General features: G+C 39.3%; 12 protein-coding genes and 3 pseudogenes. 14 read left to right on the forward strand and 1 reads right to left on the reverse strand.

Going from position 1 to position 20,033, the window contains the following annotated elements; all coding sequences use genetic code 11:
- Positions 1-171: 171 nt before the first annotated feature.
- From AC1DIV_RS07385 to speD, 6 genes are all read left to right on the forward strand, one after another.
- Positions 172-1,347 (forward strand): acyl-CoA dehydrogenase family protein, encoded by a 1,176-nt coding sequence (locus AC1DIV_RS07385; RefSeq protein WP_477576105.1) that lies wholly within the window; start codon positions 172-174, stop codon positions 1,345-1,347.
- A 211-nt stretch (positions 1,348-1,558) separates the two neighbouring features.
- Positions 1,559-2,713, forward strand: a complete 1,155-nt coding sequence (locus AC1DIV_RS07390; RefSeq protein ID WP_053535096.1) for a betaine/proline/choline family ABC transporter ATP-binding protein — start codon at positions 1,559-1,561, stop codon at positions 2,711-2,713.
- Positions 2,714-2,725: 12 nt separating this feature from the next.
- On the forward strand, positions 2,726-3,379 hold the full coding sequence (locus AC1DIV_RS07395) for an ABC transporter permease (RefSeq protein ID WP_340876516.1): 654 nt from the start codon (positions 2,726-2,728) through the stop codon (positions 3,377-3,379).
- 11 nt (positions 3,380-3,390) lie between these two features.
- On the forward strand, positions 3,391-4,308 hold the full coding sequence (locus tag AC1DIV_RS07400; RefSeq protein ID WP_262868995.1) for an osmoprotectant ABC transporter substrate-binding protein: 918 nt from the start codon (positions 3,391-3,393) through the stop codon (positions 4,306-4,308).
- A 17-nt stretch (positions 4,309-4,325) separates the two neighbouring features.
- Entirely contained in the window at positions 4,326-5,006 is a 681-nt protein-coding gene (locus AC1DIV_RS07405; protein WP_477576106.1) for an ABC transporter permease, read from the forward strand.
- 144 nt (positions 5,007-5,150) lie between these two features.
- On the forward strand, positions 5,151-5,987 hold the full coding sequence (gene speD, locus AC1DIV_RS07410) for an adenosylmethionine decarboxylase (protein ID WP_054395755.1): 837 nt from the start codon (positions 5,151-5,153) through the stop codon (positions 5,985-5,987).
- 24 nt (positions 5,988-6,011) lie between these two features.
- On the opposite strand, the gene AC1DIV_RS07415 is transcribed toward speD, so the two are convergent.
- Positions 6,012-7,037 carry a YeiH family protein gene (locus AC1DIV_RS07415; RefSeq protein ID WP_477576127.1) on the reverse strand — a complete coding sequence of 342 codons (1,026 nt, stop codon included), beginning with the start codon at positions 7,035-7,037 and terminating at the stop codon, positions 6,012-6,014.
- A 133-nt stretch (positions 7,038-7,170) separates the two neighbouring features.
- Here AC1DIV_RS07415 and AC1DIV_RS07420 point away from each other — a divergent pair, with 133 nt between their 5' ends.
- The 8 genes and pseudogenes from AC1DIV_RS07420 to AC1DIV_RS07455 form a co-directional block, all read left to right on the forward strand.
- Positions 7,171-8,064, forward strand: a complete 894-nt coding sequence (locus AC1DIV_RS07420) for a selenium metabolism-associated LysR family transcriptional regulator (protein ID WP_048680535.1) — start codon at positions 7,171-7,173, stop codon at positions 8,062-8,064.
- A 238-nt stretch (positions 8,065-8,302) separates the two neighbouring features.
- Complete coding sequence (locus tag AC1DIV_RS07425) at positions 8,303-9,208, forward strand: hypothetical protein (protein WP_340876515.1); 906 nt, start codon at positions 8,303-8,305, stop codon at positions 9,206-9,208.
- Between the two features lie 499 nt (positions 9,209-9,707).
- The gene (locus AC1DIV_RS07430) at positions 9,708-10,334 is read left to right on the forward strand and encodes a metal-dependent hydrolase (protein WP_340876513.1); all 627 of its coding nucleotides are present in this window, start codon (positions 9,708-9,710) and stop codon (positions 10,332-10,334) included.
- A 363-nt stretch (positions 10,335-10,697) separates the two neighbouring features.
- Positions 10,698-11,001: pseudogene (locus AC1DIV_RS07435) on the forward strand (C40 family peptidase).
- A gap of 757 nt (positions 11,002-11,758) precedes the next feature.
- Complete coding sequence (locus AC1DIV_RS07440) at positions 11,759-13,888, forward strand: ATP-dependent Clp protease ATP-binding subunit (RefSeq protein WP_477576107.1); 2,130 nt, start codon at positions 11,759-11,761, stop codon at positions 13,886-13,888.
- 386 nt (positions 13,889-14,274) lie between these two features.
- Positions 14,275-16,161: pseudogene (gene pulA, locus AC1DIV_RS07445) on the forward strand (type I pullulanase); the annotation flags it as partial.
- 179 nt (positions 16,162-16,340) lie between these two features.
- Positions 16,341-19,304: a formate dehydrogenase subunit alpha gene (fdhF, locus tag AC1DIV_RS07450; protein WP_477576109.1), complete on the forward strand. Its 2,964-nt coding sequence runs from the start codon at positions 16,341-16,343 to the stop codon at positions 19,302-19,304.
- Positions 19,297-19,818 (forward strand): annotated as a pseudogene (locus tag AC1DIV_RS07455) (helical membrane plugin domain-containing protein); the annotation flags it as partial. The gene fdhF and the pseudogene AC1DIV_RS07455, both read left to right, overlap by 8 nt.
- Positions 19,819-20,033 lie beyond the last annotated feature (215 nt).

A 20,033-nucleotide genomic window follows, 5' to 3' on the forward strand; every position in this document is an offset into this window, starting at 1 on the left:
TAAAAATGGAAAAAAATAGATTTTTAAAAGGAAATTCCATACTTTTGTTGAACATGAATATTGAGGAACATTTTAATTGTTTGAAATTGTAACCGTTTACAACGAGGCGTTTAACATATTTTATTTGTTCATGCTAGTAATTATCAGTAAAAAAAGAATGGAGGTTAGCCCATGGTTAGCACGATGGCAATCAATAAGGATGATTCCCGTTCCTTTCTAACGGAAGAACACCTATTATTTAAACAATCAATTCGTGAATTTCTCGCCAAGGAGGCTGTCCCCTTTTATGATCAATGGGAAAAAGAGGGGGAAATACCTTACTCATTTTGGGAAAAGGTAGGAGATAATGGGTTTTTATGTCCATGGATTGAAGTGGAATTCGGTGGAATAGGAGCAAATTTTGGATATTCTGTTGTGCTGGCAGAGGAATTGGAGATGGTGGGTTCAGCCTTGGGAGGAATATCCATTCATTCTGATGTTGTAGCCCCTTATATTGCTTCATTCGGAACAATAGATCAAAAACAAAGATATTTACCAAAGTTCATTACAGGGGAAATGATTTCTGCCTTTGCATGGACAGAGCCGGAAATGGGATCGGAATTAGCTGATATCCAAACCACAGCCATCAAGAAAGATGGGTATTATCTTCTCAATGGAGCCAAAACGTTCGTTACAAATGGCTTTAAAGCTGACTTCATGATAGTAGCATGCAAAACAGATCTAAATGCCGTTCCTCCCAAGGACGGAATCAGTCTACTGCTCATTGATAAAGATACGCCAGGGTTATCACGGGGAAGAAAGCTTAGTAAAACAGAACAGGGAAGCTCAGGCACAGCCGAACTATTTTTCGATGATGCTTCAGTTCCAGTTGGAAACCTCCTTGGGGAGGAAGGGAAGGGCCTTTCATATATCATGCAAAAACTGCAGCAGGAAAGACTAATCTGTGCGATCAGGTCTATAATGGCAGCAAAAGACATGCTTCACTTGACGATGAATTTTATAAAAAGTCAAAAAGCAATTGATAAGAAAAGAAGTGCATTTAAAAAGGCACAGATTACCATCGCTGAAATAGCGACAGATATTCATCTGGGAAGAACGTTTATTGATGGGTTGATCTGTAAACATATGACTGGGGAGAATATCATAACTGAAGTATCGATGGCTAAACAATGGATAACGGAGATGTCTAAGCGAATATCTGATAAGTGCATGCAGTTGCATGATCGTTACGGAAGTATGTGTGACGATAAAATTGCCCGGCGTCATAGGGACAATTCTTTGCCAACATTCTTTACAGGGACAGATGAAACCATAAAAACCCTCATTGCTAGAAATATAGGATTTTAATTCATTTTTAATACTAGAAATCTATCAAACTGCCTCATACTTAATTGGGGCAGTTTTTTTTATACCATTTTTTCAATATAAATACAATGAACTAGTTTTTTATAAAAAAAGGTTTAAGTAGTTCACCTTATGGGTACAAGAGACTGTGCATATGAAAAATTAATATTTTTGTAAAATTTGTAATTGTATGCGAATGATGGAGGTGCTTTTTATGTTAAAAATCGAAAATGTATCGAAAATCTATAAGGGAGGAAAGAAAGCTGTAAAAAATATATCATTGGATATTAAAAAAGGGGAGTTCATTTGCTTCATTGGTCCGAGTGGATGTGGAAAGACAACGACAATGAAAATGATTAACCGTCTTATCGAACCATCTGAAGGCAAGATACTTATTAATGGTGAAAATATCATGGATAAAGACCCAGTCGAGCTAAGAAGACAGATCGGGTACGTTATCCAGCAAATCGGCCTTTTCCCTCACATGACCATTCTTGAAAATATCACCCTCGTTCCAAAACTTCTTAAATGGAATGAACAGAAGAAGAAGGAACGCGCACTGGAATTGCTTCAGCTTGTCGATATGGGACCCGAATACCTGGAAAGGTATCCCTACGAATTGAGCGGCGGGCAGCAACAAAGGATAGGCGTTCTCAGAGCACTTGCTTCCAATCCTCCACTCATTTTAATGGATGAACCTTTTGGCGCACTAGATCCAATCACCCGCGATGCCCTTCAGGAGGAGTTTAAAAATCTGCAGCGCACACTTGATAAAACAATCGTTTTTGTTACGCATGATATGGATGAAGCCATTAAGCTAGCCGACAGGATCGTCATCTTAAAGGCTGGTGAAATCGTCCAAGTGGGAACACCGGATGAAATCCTCAGAAACCCAGCCAATGAGTTTGTTGAAGAATTCATCGGCAAAGATCGTTTGCTTCAAACAAGACCCAATGTTGAGTTGGTTGAACAAATCATGAGTCGAAACCCAATTTCCATTACAGAGGAAAAATCCCTTACCGATGCTATTACGATAATGCGCGAAAAAAGGGTCGATTCTTTACTAGTGGTCGATGAGCAAAATGTTTTGAAAGGGTTCGTAGATGTTGAAACGATCAGTGAATATCGAAAAAAAGCTAAATTTATCAGCGAAGTCATCAATACTGAAGTCTATTCAGTGAAACAGGATACTTTAATCCGTGATTCCGTTCAAAAGATTTTAAAACGAGGTTTCAAATACGTGCCTGTAGTTGACCAAAATAAGCATTTGGTCGGAATTGTCACTAGGGCTACATTGGTCGACATCGTATATGACAGCATTTGGGGGGAGGAAGAAAATCAAGTGGCAGAAGTAGTAGAAATGTTTTAGGGGGTATAAGAGATGGAAACAATGCTCGAATTTTTACAAACGAACTGGCAGGAATTGATCTTTAAAGCATGGGAGCACTTATATATTTCCATGATCGCTGTTTTCCTTGGAATAATAGTCGCTGTACCACTAGGGATAATGTTGACGCGAATGAAAAGGAGCGCATCGATTATAATCGGAATTGCGAACATTATGCAGACATTGCCAAGCTTAGCGGTTCTCGCCTTTTTCATCCCTTTCCTTGGAGTTGGGAAAACACCCGCAATCATTGCGTTATTTTTCTATTCCGTTTTACCCATACTCAGGAATACATACACAGGCATTAAAGGAGTAAATGAAAATCTGCTGGAATCCGGACGCGGCATCGGGATGACAAGCTGGGAGAGGATTCGACTGGTTGAGTTCCCGCTTGCACTTTCCGTCATTATGGCCGGTATCCGTACGGCTTCCGTCTATTTAATTGGATGGGCCACCTTAGCTTCCTTTATTGGAGGCGGGGGCTTGGGAGATTACATTTTTATCGGCCTGAATTTATACCAAACAGAATATATCATCGCTGGTGCAGTTCCGGTAATCATCATGGCTATCCTGGTTGATTATGTATTCTCGATCATAGAGCGAAAAGTCGTACCAAAAGGCTTGAAAGGCATGAAGGAAGTTGCTTGAGGAGGATTACCATGAATAAAAAAATAAGAAATACAATTTTAATGGCTCTTATCGTTTGTGCATTAATGATCACCGGCTGTTCTTTGCCTGGTCTAGGGTCATCTTCTGGGACTACTGTAAAGATCGGTGCCCAAAGCATGACCGAATCCGAAATCCTGGCGAACATGATCGCTCAACTCCTTGAAAGGAATACGGAACTTGATACGAAAATCATCAAAAATCTAGGTTCGAATTTCGTTCAGCAAAAAGCGATGGAGACCGGTGATATAGATATAGCCGCAACTCGATATACAGGGACTGATTTAACGAGTGTCCTGGGACAGGAAATCGAAAAGGACCCAGTAAAGGCGATGGAAATTGTTCAAAGGGAATTCAAGGAACAATATGGGTTCAAATTTTTTGATTCTTATGGATTTGATAACACATATGCCTTTACGATTTCAAATGAATTGGCTGAGGAAAAAGGGTATCAGAGAATATCGGATTTGGAAAAGGATGCAGATAATTTAAGGTTAGGTGTGGATAGTGCTTGGCTGAAAAGAAAAGGGGATGGTTATAAAGGATTCGTCGATACATATGGATTGGAGTTTGGCGAAACTTATCCGATGCAGATTGGCTTGGTATACGATGCAGTCAAAAATGGTCAGATGGATATTGTCCTTGCATATTCCTCAGATGGACGGATTAAGGTTAATGATTTGAAGCTCTTAGAAGATGATAAACAATATTTCCCTCCATATGACTGTTCACCGGTCGTTACCGAAGAATTATTGGAAAGGTATCCTGAAATTGAAGAGGAACTTAACAAGTTAATTGGCGAGATCACTACTGAAACCATGCAGGAACTGAATTATGAAGTGGATGGGAACTTGAAGGAGCCATCGGTCGTAGCATCGGAATTCCTTAAAGCACATAAATATTTTGAATAATTGGGAGGTGCAAACTAATGGAAACCTTGCAACAGTTGGGAACTTATTATTCCCAAAATTGGATGTATGTTCTTACTGAATTTTATCGCCATTTTTTAATGTCTGCTTATGGAGTGTTATTTGCAGCAATTGTAGCCATCCCGATAGGCATTTTCATCGCGAAACATAAGAAATTGAGTAATTGGGTATTTTCGATAACGAATGTCATACAAACCACACCAGCATTGGCTATGCTTGCACTCCTGATGCTAGTGATGGGGCTGGGGACAAATACGGTAATCTTATCGTTGTTTTTGTATTCATTGCTGCCAATCCTGAGAAACACGTATGTCGGGATTACAAGTATAGATCATGCTTATTTAGAATCTGGCAAGGCAATGGGAATGACAAAGCTCCAGTTACTAAGAATGGTCGAACTGCCATTATCTCTATCTGTCATCATGGCTGGCTTACGTACAGCTCTTGTCGTTGCAATCGGGGTAACTGCTGTCGGTACATTCGTAGGGGCAGGCGGACTGGGGGATATCATTGTCAGGGGAACGAATGCGTCAAATGGAACGGCAATCATACTTGCAGGAGCAATTCCGACTGCATTGATGGCCATTCTCTCGGATCTTTTACTCGGATGTCTGGAACGGATTCTTTCACCGATAAAGAAGAAAAAAGTTCATACTGCCWAGAAAAAATCAGGAAAATAAAAAAGCCGTTGCATGTTAATGCAATGGCTTTTTCTTAGCTTACCGATTAGAAGTCAGAAGCTTAGACTGGCAGATTTAGTTTTTTATTTCACGAAAAGGGTAACTATAAGGGTAGTCCTAAAAAAAGTATAAGGGGAATCATTCATGAAACTTACACCTGAGCAGCGTATTGAACTTCATGGCTTTAATAATCTTACGAAATCTTTAAGCTTTAATATGTATGATATTTGTTACACAAAAACCAGGGAAGAGAGGGAGTCCTACCTGGATTATATCGATGAACAATATAATGCAGAGCGGCTTTCGAAAATCCTGCACAATGTTGCGGATTTAATAGGGGCGCATGTTTTAAATACGGCCAAACAGGATTATGTCCCTCAAGGCGCCAGTGTAACCATTCTTGTTTCAGAAGGACCTGTCGTCGAAGTACCTATGGGGACTTATGAGGAATCACCAGGGCCTTTACCTGATAATGTGGTCATGCAACTGGATAAAAGCCATATTACCGTACATACTTACCCTGAATACCATCCAAATGAAGGCATTAGCACATTCAGGGCCGATATCGATGTCTCTACATGTGGAGAAATATCACCCCTTAAAGCCCTTAATTATCTCATTCATTCCTTCGATACCGACATTATCACGATCGATTACCGAGTAAGAGGATTTACGAGAGATAAAGATGGGCGAAAATTGTTCATTGACCATGATATTAATTCCATTCAAAACTATATTCCTGATGAAGTAAAAGGTTTATATGACATGATCGATGTAAATGTATACCAGGAAAATATATTCCATACGAAATGTAAGCTGAAAAGGTTCGATATTAATAATTACTTATTCGGTTATACAGAGGAAAAGCTGAATAAAGAGGAAAGGCAAGAAATTATAGAAAGGCTTCAAACGGAAATGGATGAAATTTTTTATGGTGCCAATGTTCCACATCCAATAGAAAAAAACAAGCATGCCGATTAAGGGATGCTTGTTTAAATTGAAAAGTTAATTTAAATGGAAAGCCTGAACCAATACATATCCGAGGTAAGTCAAAAATATAGAGCCAACGAGTCCAGCAATAAAAGGTTTACCGCCATATTTCCTAAAAGTTGCAAGGTCGATATTCAATCCTAGTCCCGCCATCGACATAGCCATGAGGATATAGGAAAGCATAACAAGCTTTTCGGCCAAAGTTTCGGGAACTGCACCTGAAGAATAAATGGCACTCATCAATAAAAATCCAAAAATGAACCACGGTATCTGGATGGATTTCCAGGAAAATTTCTTTCCGGTAACCGTTGATCGTTCTTTCCAATTCATGATGAATCCAATTAAAATGGCAACGGGAATGAGCAGGGCCACCCTAGTCAATTTGACCACCACTGCCAAGTCGACAGCCTCATTTCCCCCTGGTGCCGCAGCAGCGATGACATGAGCAATTTCATGGAGTGTACCACCCGAAAAAACACCATATCCTTGATCGGATAACTCCAATAATGGATATAGGATCGTATATCCGAAAGTGAAGGTTGTACCTAATACAGCAACCGTAGCTACAGCTATTGCTGTATCTTTTTCTTTTGCTTTTATTTGGGAGGAAATTGCCAGTATGGCAGCAGCTCCGCAAATTCCCGTTCCGCAAGCTGTCAATATGCCAAGCTTTTTCTCAACTTTAAATAGGCGGGTCAATCCATAAACTACTAATATACCAAATGCAAGACTAATGGCACCAACTGCAAATGTTTTCGGTCCGGCATTAATAATATCCTTTAGGTTCAAACGCATACCCAATAAGATAATGCCCACTCTCAAAAGGACTTTACTTGAATAATTTGTCCCAGCAACGGCGTAAGCCGGGACGCCGATCAGCGATTTCCAAACAACACCAATCAGTATTGCAATGACTAACTGTCCCATTATATGAAGGAATGGAAGCACTGCTAAGTATTTTGCTGCAATGGCAATTAGCAAAGTCAATGCTATTCCTTTTGTAAATCCGAGTTTTTTTGTTTCAACTTTTATTTGTTCCAGTGTGATCACTCCATCTATGCTGATGCTTTAACTTTAAAACTAAATTAAAAATAAGTGAAATATATTTTTGTTATTTCAATGATTACTTCTACTTATGATAAAATGAATCGCATAGGAAAATAGGGAGGTAACAATGGATCCGTTAAAAGTATTCGTAACTGTAATCGAACAGAAAAACTTTTCAAGAGCAGGGGATATCCTGAACCTGTCGCAGCCAGGAGTCAGTCTTCACATAAGGAATCTGGAAAATGAGTTAGGAACGAAATTAATTTATCGTTCCCCCAAACAAGTTCAAATAACAGAGCCGGGAAAAATTTTGTATAGACATGCAAAGCAAATGCTTAATCATTATGAGACCGCAAAAAGAGAAATAAATGAATTTAATAACGTGGTTAGCGGAACGATGAAAATAGGTGCAAGCTTCACGATAGGGGAATATTACCTTCCAAAAGTATTGGCAGAATTTGCGGCACAATATCCGATGGTGGATATACAAATCATCATCTCTAATTCAAATGATGTCATTCAAGGAATCCGTTCGAATAAGCTTGATATAGGCTTGATTGAAGGGGAAACGGATTATAAAGATATAGATGTCAGGCCCTTCATGAATGACGAGATGATTGTGGTCGTTCCCCCGGATCATCCACTTTCACAGATGGATCTCATCGAGGGCAATATGCTCCAAAACCAAACATGGGTACTTAGGGAGCAAGGATCGGGGACCCGTACATATTCCGATAAACTTCTGAGCAGTCTGGAGTTAAACATAAAGAAAACCTTTATTTTCACCAGTATCCAAGGAGTGAAAGAAGCGGTGATGGCTGGACTCGGCATTGCCTTGTTATCCCGATTGACAGTACAAAAAGAATTGAAGTCCAATGAATTGAAAACTTTCCATTTGAAAAATGAGCCCCTAATAAGACCTTTTTCGATCGTGAAAAAGTTGGACTTTGAAGCATCAAAAGCCATGGAGCTGTTTCTAAGGAAGGTCGAAGAATTTGCAATAAAGGGCCGTCCTAAATAAAACCCTAAACATTTGCTCATCCTTTCATTTTCAATGAAAAGGTTGGGCATTTTTAACGACGAATTATTATTAATTTTAATGAAAACGTCGAAAGTAATTTGGAATATGTCAATGATTAAACAAATTTTACGTATTTTAACATAATTGCAAACATATAAATTAAATAGGTAGTCTCCAGGAAATCCCAATTTCCTGTAGACTTTTCCTGATATTAATAATCTTAAAAGGAGCAACCACATTGGCTATAGAGGAGCAGAAAGATAAACGGATTTCTGTTTTCGACAGGATTATAGGATTCATGCCAAAATTTTATGTGATTGGGACAATTTTAATTTTTGTTTACACGTTAGTTGCGATGGCTCATTTAGGTATCCAAACTTTAAAAAAGCCAGAGGAAACCATTGTACCTGCCCCCCCTGTTTCTCAGGGATTTGAACATACATTGATATCGTTAATCATCGAACCTATCGTAACGTCTGAATTTTATCAAATCATCTTTAACACATTATTCCTTTACCTAGTTTGGATATTGCTATTCCTATTAGCCCCGATTGCTTTTTACCGTTTAAAACACTTTAAATTTTTTAATATCGAAATTGAAATTGAAAAACAAGATGCAGCCGTTTATGAAGTATTCAGCATGAGCAGTTCAAAAATGAAATTTGCAGCCTATTTAACATCCGAGGAATTTCAATTGGAGATATCAGAGGAAATTGCCAACAGTAAAGACTTTAAAACACCCTTAATCTATACATTGGACTGTGCCGTGGATTTTTATTCCGATCAATTAGGTCTTTCCTTTACCTATGATATCTATACCCTGAACCAGTTCAAAAAAGCAAAGCTGCCTAAATCCATCAAAGCGATGCTTGATAAGTCCATTCAAACCGGCGATCCGTGCATTACGAATAAAAGCAATAGCGACAGTGAATATTACAAGAACTTTCTTATCCATTATTTCGAAAACATGGACGGGAAATTCGTCACCGTCTTAAATAGTTATCAAACTGAATTCGATACATTCGATAAATCACTGCTTAAAATCCTGCAAAACGTCATATACGATTACTATTTACAATATAACTATATTTACGAAGCAAGTGAGAAGTTGGAAAAGAATGAAACCATTTCCCCTAATAATTAAAAAAACCACCCTACAAGTGGTTATTTTTTTTGGAAAGGTGATTGTTAATTATATTTTGGACAATTACATTATTACCAATGAGCTCCGACGATTTATTTACATGCTGTTCCCGAAAATCCATGTTCTTTATTTTCTTAGACTTTTTCCCATTTTTAAAATTATTGAAGGCATTTAAAAAAGCTATCTGAATCACTCCCCTTATAGATTAGTATATTCATATTTTGGATAAAATTTCATGAAAAACCTCATTTTACTGAAAAATATTTTGCGTGATTTAAAGTAATGAAAATTACCTACACAAAGCAATTATAGACATTTAGAAAAAGTGTTTTAAATGTACGAAAAGATATTTTATTTGCTCTAATCACTGATTTCTATGGCTTTATTTATAAGAACTAGAGAAATTTTCCCCAAAATGTTGTATAGTTAGGTATGCAGAGATTCGAACAAACATTCGTTTCTTGAGCAGATTACTTCTTAGAGGGACAGGAGAGAGACAGTGAACGGGACAGCACACATGGCTATAGGGGCAACAGTTGGATTCTTGACGGCAAACACACTTCAAACAGATTCAACCACCACTTTATTTTTGGTGGGCATCGGGGGAGTTTCAGGGCTGATGCCCGATATGGATATTGATGGGAAGTTAAGTAATAGGATTACCTTTTCACATAAGTTTATCCGAACGATAGCACAAACGATTGGAATTTTAATGATCATTTATAGTCTTTTGGAAGGCTCTGAAACGGAAAAGTGGATCGGTGCAGGGGCAGGAATCGGAATCATCATTATTTCATCTTTCATTAGGCAAAGGCATATGCTGACTTTGACTGGATTAGCGGTATTAGGAGGCGGTTTATCTTTGCAGGAAAGCTGGTTGTGGCTGTTGGGAGTCTATATAATCCTGGCATCCTTTACACCACATAGAAGTTATACCCATTCGATTGCCGGTATCGCTTTCTTTGGCATCATTGCCTTTCAATTCGAAGCTTTTATGGGGATTGACGGAATTTTCGCCACTTGTTCATTAGGATACATAAGTCATTTAATTGCAGATTTGAAATGTTTACCTTTCAATAAACGTGGGGTAAAACTATTTCTTCCATTTTTCTCAAAAGAATTTTGACAGTGGTTTTTTACCGCTGTTTTTTTATGAAGAAAAGATAGTTTTATTAAAGGTGCTTTTCAATATATTGAATGGACACTTGATTCGACTTATTTCTATGTTTTATATGGACATTCTTCCTAAATCTACTAAATGTAACATATTCGTAAAGATCCTGTGATGCGAGTGATATAGCTTTTCTAGTATATAAGGTTTAGCAAATCACATCAGGGGGTAAATAATTTGTTTAAGAAAATTGTCGTCGGATTGTCATTGGCTATCACGCTTGTAACCGCATCCTTTGCTGGAAACCAAGTGGAAGCTGCTTCATATCATACAAAAGCGATTAAAGTGGCTAAAAGTGAACTAGGTACAAAATATAAAATGGGTGGCATTTCTTCATCAGGTTTTGATTGTTCGGGTTTAGTGAAGTATTCATATCAAAAGGCTGGTAAGAGTTTACCAAGAACTGCTGCTGACATATATAAAAAAGGAAAGAAAGTTAAAAGCCTGCTAAAAAGGGGACTTAATGTTCTTTGCACCAAATAAAGCGAAAACACCCACACATGTGGCCATATACATAGGAAACAATGAATTCATACACTCGTCATCATCAAAAGGAGTGTCATACGCTAAAACCAATAATAGTTATTGGAAGCCAAAGTATATCGGTGCGAAACGTATATAATAGAAGAAAATCAATCTTAATATAAAAAAGCTAAGAGACTTAATGAAGTCTCTTTCAAATTGTAGACAAAAGGGTTTCGGAAGGTTTCATTCCGAAACCTTTTTGATTTTTTATTGGAATTGAAGCAGCTATTGCGGAAAGGAAAGCATGGCATGGGTTGAACAACGAGGGGACTTTTAAGAAAGTATCGATATCACCTCAAGTATTAATACTACTTAAAAACAAAAAAAGACTGTAGGCAAAAGTGTTCTATTTTAAAATTAAAACAAAGATCATTGGAACGGAAGGTGCGAGACTCCTGCGGGAAAAGCGCGTCAAGGGGAGATCCCACAGGTGCGAAGACGCCGAGGAGGCTCCCCAACCGCCCGCGGAAAGCGAGTACATGGAGTGGAAATCCAACGTTTAAAAATTGTACTAACCTTAAAGAGACTTAATAAAGTCTTTTTTTGTATTAAAAAATAAGAGTGAATGAGGCACATGGACAAGAGAATTGGCGTTTTGCTAATAGTTTAAGGTTATGGTGAGTCCTGAATTCGGTAATCGGTAGTATGAAGCATTCATGAAAGCTTTTTAGTTGACTGGAAATGGATAGTTTAATATGCTAAGCAAACCAAATCGAAGGAATTCCTGTTTTTTGCAAAAAAATTCCCAGACAAAATTATTGAAAGTCAAAGAAGGTCAATGTATAATAAAGTCAGAAAGTCAAAGAAGGTCAAAGATTTATTTTCAATTTAATTTTTTAAAGGAGGAGTACTACATGCTTTGTGAAAAATGCCATGTAAACCAAGCTAATATTCAAGTTCACCTAAATATGAATGGTCAGGAGCATGATGTGAAACTGTGCTCCACTTGTTATAAAGAAGAGCGAAACAAACTTGGAGCTGCTATGGGCGGAATGGATATGGGGAAATTCCAATTTAACGGATCTCCAAATTCATTCAATCCATTTAATTATAATGGTGTACCAAAACCGGATTCAGCTGAACATGGCGAGGATGGAGGATTGCTTGAGGAGTATGGCCGCAATTTGACCGATGTTGCTAAAGCAGGACTTATTGATCCGGTTATCGGACGAAATGAAGAAATCAAACGCGTTATTGAAGTTCTAAACAGACGCAATAAAAATAATCCAGTTTTAATCGGTGAACCTGGTGTCGGTAAAACAGCCATTGCTGAAGGCCTTGCTTTAGCGATTGTTGAAGGTTCAGTGCCAGTTAAATTACGTAATAAGCTAGTATATATGCTTGATGTAGCGTCCCTTGTTTCCAATACTGGAATTAGAGGGCAATTCGAAGAAAGAATGAAGCAATTGATCAGTGAATTACAGGAAAGAAAAAATGTCATTTTATTCATTGATGAAATTCATCAACTTGTGGGAGCAGGTTCGGCCGAAGGATCAATGGATGCAGGAAATATCTTGAAGCCTGCACTTGCACGCGGCGAACTTCAGCTTGTCGGAGCAACTACTTTATCCGAATATAGGAAAATTGAAAAAGACGGTGCCCTTGAAAGACGTTTCCAGCCTGTACAGGTTAACGAACCTACAACGGCTGAGGCATTGGTCATCTTACGCGGTTTAAAAGAAAGTTATGAATCTTATCATGGTGTAACATATAGTGAGGAAGCCCTAAAAGCGGCTGTTGAACTTTCAAACCGTTACATTCAAGACCGATTCCTCCCTGACAAGGCAATAGACTTAATGGATGAAGCTGGTTCCAAATTGAACTTGACCATCGAAGACGGCCAGGTAGAAAACATGAAAGAACGACTGGCGCAAATTTATAAAGAAAAAGAAATGGCCTTAAAAGAAGAAGCATATGAAAAAGCTGCCGTTCTTCGTGATGAAGAAGAAAAACTGGAAAAGTCATTGCAAGCAGGTGAAGATGCAATTAAGCCAACCGTTACCGTTGAAGACATCCAAAATATCATCGAACAAAAGACCGGCATTCCTGTAGGTAAGCTCCAAGAAGATGAGCAAGAAAGAATGGTTCATCTCCAAGCGGAGCTGATGAAAAAAGTAATTGGGCAGGAAGAGGCTGTCAAAAAGGTATCCAAGGCCGTTCGAAGAAGTCGTGCCGGGTTAAAATCCAAAAATCGTCCTACCGGTTCTTTCCTTTTCGTTGGTCCGACAGGAGTCGGTAAAACCGAATTGGCGAAAACTCTTGCTGAGGAATTATTCGGGGACAAGGACGCTATGATTCGTCTTGACATGAGTGAATTCATGGAGAAACACAGCGTTTCTAAATTAATCGGTTCTCCTCCTGGATATGTAGGACATGAGGAAGCTGGACAATTGACGGAAAAAGTTCGCCGCAAGCCTTACAGTATCATCTTATTGGATGAAATCGAAAAGGCACATCCGGATGTCATGCATATGTTCCTGCAAATCATGGAAGATGGCCGCTTAACCGACAGTCAAGGCCGGACCGTTACTTTTAAAGATACCGTGATCATCATGACGAGTAATGCAGGAGTCGGTGAGAAACAAAAAGTAATGGGATTCGGTACAAGTTCAGCTGTGGAAGAGGCTTCAATCCTGCAATCTTTAGGCAGCTTCTTCAAACCGGAATTCTTGAACCGGTTCGATAGCATCATTGAATTCTCTGCATTGAAGAAAGAAGATCTTCTGCAAATTGTTGATATCATGATTCACGAGCTAGACGAAACACTTGCTGCAAATGGTTTATCTTTAGATGTGACCAATGAAGCGAAACAAAGGCTAATTGAACTCGGATATCACCCAACTTTCGGGGCTAGACCGCTCCGCCGTGTTCTTCAAGAACAGCTCGAAGATGGCATCACAGACTTTATCTTTGAGCAGCCTGAAGTTAAGAACTTCACTGCAATTGTTGAAAATAACTCAGTGAAAATTATTAAAACACCATAAAGAGTACTAGAAATGCCTCCAAGACCGTAAAACTGTTATGGAGGCATTTTTTTCTTTTTTTTGGATTCACTTTCATTATACGATAAGTAAGGTCCAGAACTGACCTGTAGCTTTCGATTATTAAATATAGATTTCTGAATTTTCGACATAATTTGCAGATCGGATGTTTTGATGGATAATACCCGTGGAATCATAACATAATGGAAGATTCGCTCATGATTATAAAAATGAATAATTCCTGTTCTAAAATGGGAATTTCAATGGAGGAATGACCTATTAAAGATTCACTTTCTTATTTTGAAGAGGAAAATAAAAATAATCAAAAATCTATGGATAATGAAACGGAAAATCAGTTGGAATCCCTGCCAATTGCTAATATTAATCCGGTAAACCCGTCAGAATTGGATGATTTATATTTCTATGAAGGCAAAGATTTAGGAAACACCTATCTTAAAGATAATACGGCATTCCGGTTATGGGCACCACTTGCAACTGAAGCCAAGCTAGTTACTTATAAACATTGGGATGATACAGAAGGAATGGAGATTCAAATGGTTCGTTCCGAAAAGGGTACCTGGACCATTGAGCTGACCGGAAATCAGGATGGATTGATTTATACATATAAAGTGAAAGTGGGAGAAACCTGGAGTGAAGCCGTCGATCCTTATGTTCGCGCAGTTACTGTTAATGGTAATAAAGGGGTCGTGATAGATTTAACAGATACGAACCCAAAAAGGTGGACACGGGATAAACCACCTCTTGAAAAAGCTGAGGACATAGTCATTTATGAATTGCATATACGGGATTTATCGATTCATCCTGAAAGCGGAATCCATCATAAAGGTAAATTCTTAGGAGTAGTTGAAGCCGGAACCAAAGGTCCAGAAGGAGTGAAAACGGGTCTTGATCATATTAAAGATCTAGGTGTTACCCATGTTCAGTTTATCCCGATATTTGATTTTGCTACAGTCAATGAAAAGAAATTGAATGAACCACAATATAACTGGGGATATGATCCACAGAATTATAACGCTCCCGAAGGCTCTTATTCGTCTGATCCGTATCAACCAAAAGTCAGGATCCGGGAGTTAAAGGAAATGATTCAAGGTTTACATGACCACGGGTTACGAGTGATCATGGATGTTGTATATAATCACGTTTATTCTGTGGCAGACTCAAACTTCCATAAACTCGTTCCCACTTACTTTTTCCGCTATAACGCCGACGGCACCTTATCTAATGGAACTGGTGTAGGAAATGATACTGCTTCCGAACGTAAAATGATGCGGAAATTCATCGTTGAATCCGTAACCTATTGGGCGAAGGAATTTAACCTTGATGGTTTCCGTTTCGATTTAATGGGTATTCACGATGTGGAAACGATGAATGTAGTGAAAAAGGCACTGGCAGAAATTGATCCGACGCTCATTGTTTTGGGCGAAGGCTGGGATATGGATACACCCTTGGCCCAAGAGCTGAAAGCAAATCAAAAGAATGCTTTTAAAATGCCTGGAATCGCTCACTTTAATGATGCAATCCGTGATGGTTTAAAAGGGTTTGTCATGAATGAACATGATAAGGGATTCGTCAATGGCAAACCAGGAATGGAAGATATTATAAAAAAAGGCATCGCTGGTGGTTTGAAATATGATGAAGATATCGCAACATATCAAAGACCAGATCAAGTGATCAATTATGTTGAGGCACATGATAATTATACTTTATGGGATAAGCTGCTCATCACTAATCCAGATGCGACAGAAGAAAAACGGAAACAGATGCATAAATTAGCTTCGGCAATTGTCTTACTGTCACAGGGGATTCCAATGATACATGCTGGACAAGAGTTCATGCGCTCCAAGGATGGAGATGAAAATAGCTATCAATCTTCTGATTGGATTAACAGGTTGGATTGGAAAAGGAGAGCGGAGTTAGATCGGGAAGTGAAATATATGAAAGGGCTGATTTCTCTCAGGAAAAATCATTCTGTTTTTAGGTTAAGCACACCCGAAGAAATTGAGGAGCAATTGCATTTCATTGATGCACCGCCAAATGCTGTTGCATTCACCTTACAACATCAAGATTATAAAATGGCAGTGATTCATAATGCAAATTGGGACGCGATAACCATTACTCTTCCTCACGAAGGTAATTGGGCCGTTTTAGTGGATGGTCAGCATGCGGGCCTGGAAGAAATTGATAGGATTAAAGGGAGTCAGATAACCGTTGCCCCTTTAAGTTCGTTTGTATTGAAAGCAAACTCTAATCATTGATACTAAAGTCGAAGTGAGTGAATACTATGTCTCACTTCGGCTTTAGTTTATTTTCTAATATGAAATTGGTCAAATGAAGACTTCCATTTATTCACTTTCACAAGTTTGAGAAAATTTGTACGAGGGTAGAAAAAACCAAATGATGAATTTTATCGTTTTTTAAGAGGGGAGCGATTATTTTGCCAGAGAAAGTGCATATAAAAATCAATGGTGCTGAGACCAGTCTGGAAGGTAATCAAACAATATTACAAATGCTGACGGATAGCTCCATTGAAGTCCCGAATGTTTGTTACCACCCTAGCCTAGGTCCTATCGAAACATGTGATACATGTTTAGTGAGCGTTAATGGAGAACTAGTTAGATCTTGTTCCACCAAGATCAAAGATGGGGATGTAATCGATACAGTTGGACCAGAGGTAAAAGAAGCACAGGTCATGGCGATGGACAAGATATTATATAACCATGAGCTTTATTGTACGGTTTGCGATTATAATAATGGCACTTGTGAAATACACAATACCGTAAAGGAAATGAAGGTAAATCATCAAAGTGTTCCTTTTGATCAAAAACCCTATGAAGTAGATCGGACGAATCCATTCTATCGATATGACCCGGATCAATGCATCCTTTGCGGCCGTTGTGTTGAAGCTTGTCAAGATGTACAGGTCACTGAAACATTGACTATTGATTGGGAAGCAAAACGTCCGCGTGTCATTTGGGATGACAATGTTCCGATCAATGAATCTTCATGTGTGTCATGTGGGCACTGTTCCACCGTTTGCCCGTGTAATGCAATGATGGAAAAAGGAATGGAGGGTGAAGCTGGATTTTTAACTGGCATCGCTAAACAAACTCTTCGACCTATGATAGAAATTACGAAAAATGTTGAAACGGGTTATGGCTCGATTTTAGCGATTTCAGATATGGAATCCGCCATGAGGGATGCAAGGATCAAGAAGACGAAAACGGTTTGTACATACTGTGGTGTAGGATGCAGCTTTGACGTTTGGACCAAAGACCGTAAAATCCTTAAGATCGAACCGCAAGTGGAGGCACCTGCAAATGGAATTTCAACTTGCGTTAAAGGGAAATTCGGATGGGATTTCGTGAATAGTGAAGAAAGACTAACAAAACCTTTAATTAGAGAAGGGGATGCGTTCAGAGAGGCTGAATGGGAAGAAGCCCTTGAATTGATTTCCTTTAAATTCACCGACATCAAGGATTCTTACGGTCCTGATTCGATGGCCTTCATAACGTCTTCCAAATGCACCAATGAAGAGTCCTTTTTAATGCAAAAGCTGGCTAGGGGAATCATCGGCACCAATAATGTGGATAACTGTTCCCGGTATTGTCAGACACCGGCTACTTTGGGACTATTCAGGACGGTTGGATATGGCGGAGATACAGGGGGCATAAAGGATATCGAAAAGTCCGAACTTGTATTGATCATTGGCTCCAATACATCCGAATCACACCCCGTGTTGGCTACAAGAATTAAACGTTCCCATAAACTGGGGAAACAGAAGCTGATAGTCGCAGACATCAGAAAGCATGAAATGGCTGACCGGTCCGACCTCTTCATCCAGCCTGCTCCGGGATCGGATATGATATGGCTTTCGGCCGTCACTAAATATATCGTCGATAAAGGTTGGACAGATAAAGACTTCATCAAAAATCGTGTAAATGGGATGGAGGAATATATCAAGACTTTAGAACCCTACACAATGGAATATGCGGAAAAAGTAACAGGCGTAGTTAAGGAAGATTTAATTACGTTGGCAAAAGCCATTCATGAAGCGGGAAGCGTTGCAGCACTTTGGGCAATGGGCGTTACCCAGCATGGCGGAGGAAGTGATACGAGTACTGCAATTTCCAATTTATTGCTCATAACGGGCAACTACGGTAAACCTGGAACAGGCACTTACCCTTTACGCGGACATAATAATGTACAAGGAGCCAGTGATTTTGGCAGTATGCCGGATCGCTTGCCAGGTTATGAAAAAGTAACGGACGAAAAGGTAAGAGCGAAATATGAAAACATCTGGGGTGCAAAAATACCCGAAAACCCTGGCCTTAATAATCATGAAATGGTCGAAGGGATTCATTCAGGTACCATTAAAGCCATGTACTTAAAAGGTGAAGATATGGGGCTGGTCGATTCGAATATCAATCATGTCCATGAAGCATTTGAAAAACTGGACTTCTTTGTGGTACAAGATATCTTCTTATCAAGAACGGCTGAATTCGCGGATGTCGTCCTTCCAGCAAGCCCAAGCTTTGAAAAAGAAGGTACCTTCACGAATACCGAACGCCGTATACAACGCCTGTATCAAGTCTTTGAACCGCTTGGCGACTCAAAGCCTGATTGGCAAATCATTATGAATGTGGCGAATTCGTTAGGAGCGGGTTGGAGTTATGGGCATCCAAGTGACATCATGGATGAAGCAGCTAAACTATCACCATTATATGCTGGAGTAAATTACGAACGCTTGGAAGGTTATAAAAGTCTTCAATGGCCAGTTGCTTCAGATGGTAAAGATACTCCATTGTTATTCACGGAAGCTTTTCCGTTTCCCGATGGAAAAGCGAGGTTATTTCCAGTCGAATGGACCAAACCGATTGACTTTGGGGATGAGTTTGATATCCATGTGAATAATGGCCGCTTATTGGAACATTTCCATGAAGGAAACATGACATATAAATCAAAAGGCATCAGTTCCAAAACGCCAAAAGTCTTCCTTGAGGTATCCCGGGAATTGGCAAAAGATAGAGGGCTCGAGGATGGCAACCTTGTTCGGCTCACTTCACCGTATGGACATGCAAAAGCGCAATGTCTGATTACAGATCGTGTAAAAGGTAAAGAAGTTTATCTTCCGATGAACGATTCAGGTGACGGGGCCATCAACCAATTGACAAGCAGCCATGCAGATAAAGATACTGATACTCCCGCCTATAAGGAAGTTCAAGCAAAAATGGAAGTTATTAGGGTTAAAGGAGACAATCCATTGCCGAGCATCAACCATCGTAATGGGAATCCTCAACCGCAAATGGGTGTACAAGTACAAAAAAAATGGGCCCGCGAAGATTATATATTCCCTGGTGACCTCTTGAAGATCAAAAAGGAGGAGAGGAACCGTGGCTAAAGCGACAAAAGTGATCAATCGAATCAGCATTAGTGATGAAGAAAGAAGAAGGATCGAATTAGAGGATATCGAGCGTACCCTATTGGAAAATAAAGAAGTGATTAAAGAAACGTTTGAAGTCATGAAGGGCATGCAGGAACGTGGGATATTATCGATGGTTAACAGCTTGTTGAAGGAAGGGGATAAAGTGCTGAACATTCTTGTCAAGACAGCGGACACCCCAGAAACGGCAAATACGCTGAAAAATCTGCTTCTCATACTTGGCACATTAGGGACACTTAATGTTCAGCAGCTTGAACCGCTAATCCTGAAAATCAACACAGGGATTGCCCGTATAGCTGAAGCTGATAAAACGCCAGAAAAGCCAAGCTATTTAGCGTTACTGCGTTCCTTGAATGACAAAGAAGTCAAACAAGCCATGACCTTCCTGATGACCTTCATTAAAGGAATGGGAGAAGATACAAGCGATTTAGAAAGAACGACCCAATTACCCGAAAATCAACATTTGCATAAAACGAATGAAACAGCTGACATAGAACGGCCCACCTCCAGAAAATCATACGGATCAAGTATTCCCAGTAAAAGCGGAAGCGATAAAAAACGAAACACCGGTTGGTTTTGGATTGCAGCAGGAGTTTCACTCGTAACGATTCCACTAACCTTAGCTAAAAGTAGGAAATAAAGTGCCTTGCTCGTTAAACTTATTGAAATGGACGTATCGTATACGAA

The sequence above is a fragment of the Peribacillus sp. 05N428 genome (genome assembly GCF_056397085.1).

Bases quoted from the DNA above. Each gene is read 5' to 3' on its own strand.
- AC1DIV_RS07400 (WP_262868995.1), top strand. From the start codon at position 3,391: ATGAATAAAAAAATAAGAAATACAATTTTAATGGCTCTTATCGTTTGT.
- AC1DIV_RS07385 (WP_477576105.1), top strand. From the start codon at position 172: ATGGTTAGCACGATGGCAATCAATAAGGATGATTCCCGTTCCTTTCTA.
- AC1DIV_RS07440 (WP_477576107.1), top strand. From the start codon at position 11,759: ATGCTTTGTGAAAAATGCCATGTAAACCAAGCTAATATTCAAGTTCAC.
- AC1DIV_RS07390 (WP_053535096.1), top strand. From the start codon at position 1,559: ATGTTAAAAATCGAAAATGTATCGAAAATCTATAAGGGAGGAAAGAAA.
- AC1DIV_RS07395 (WP_340876516.1), top strand. From the start codon at position 2,726: ATGGAAACAATGCTCGAATTTTTACAAACGAACTGGCAGGAATTGATC.
- speD (WP_054395755.1), top strand. From the start codon at position 5,151: ATGAAACTTACACCTGAGCAGCGTATTGAACTTCATGGCTTTAATAAT.
- AC1DIV_RS07420 (WP_048680535.1), top strand. From the start codon at position 7,171: ATGGATCCGTTAAAAGTATTCGTAACTGTAATCGAACAGAAAAACTTT.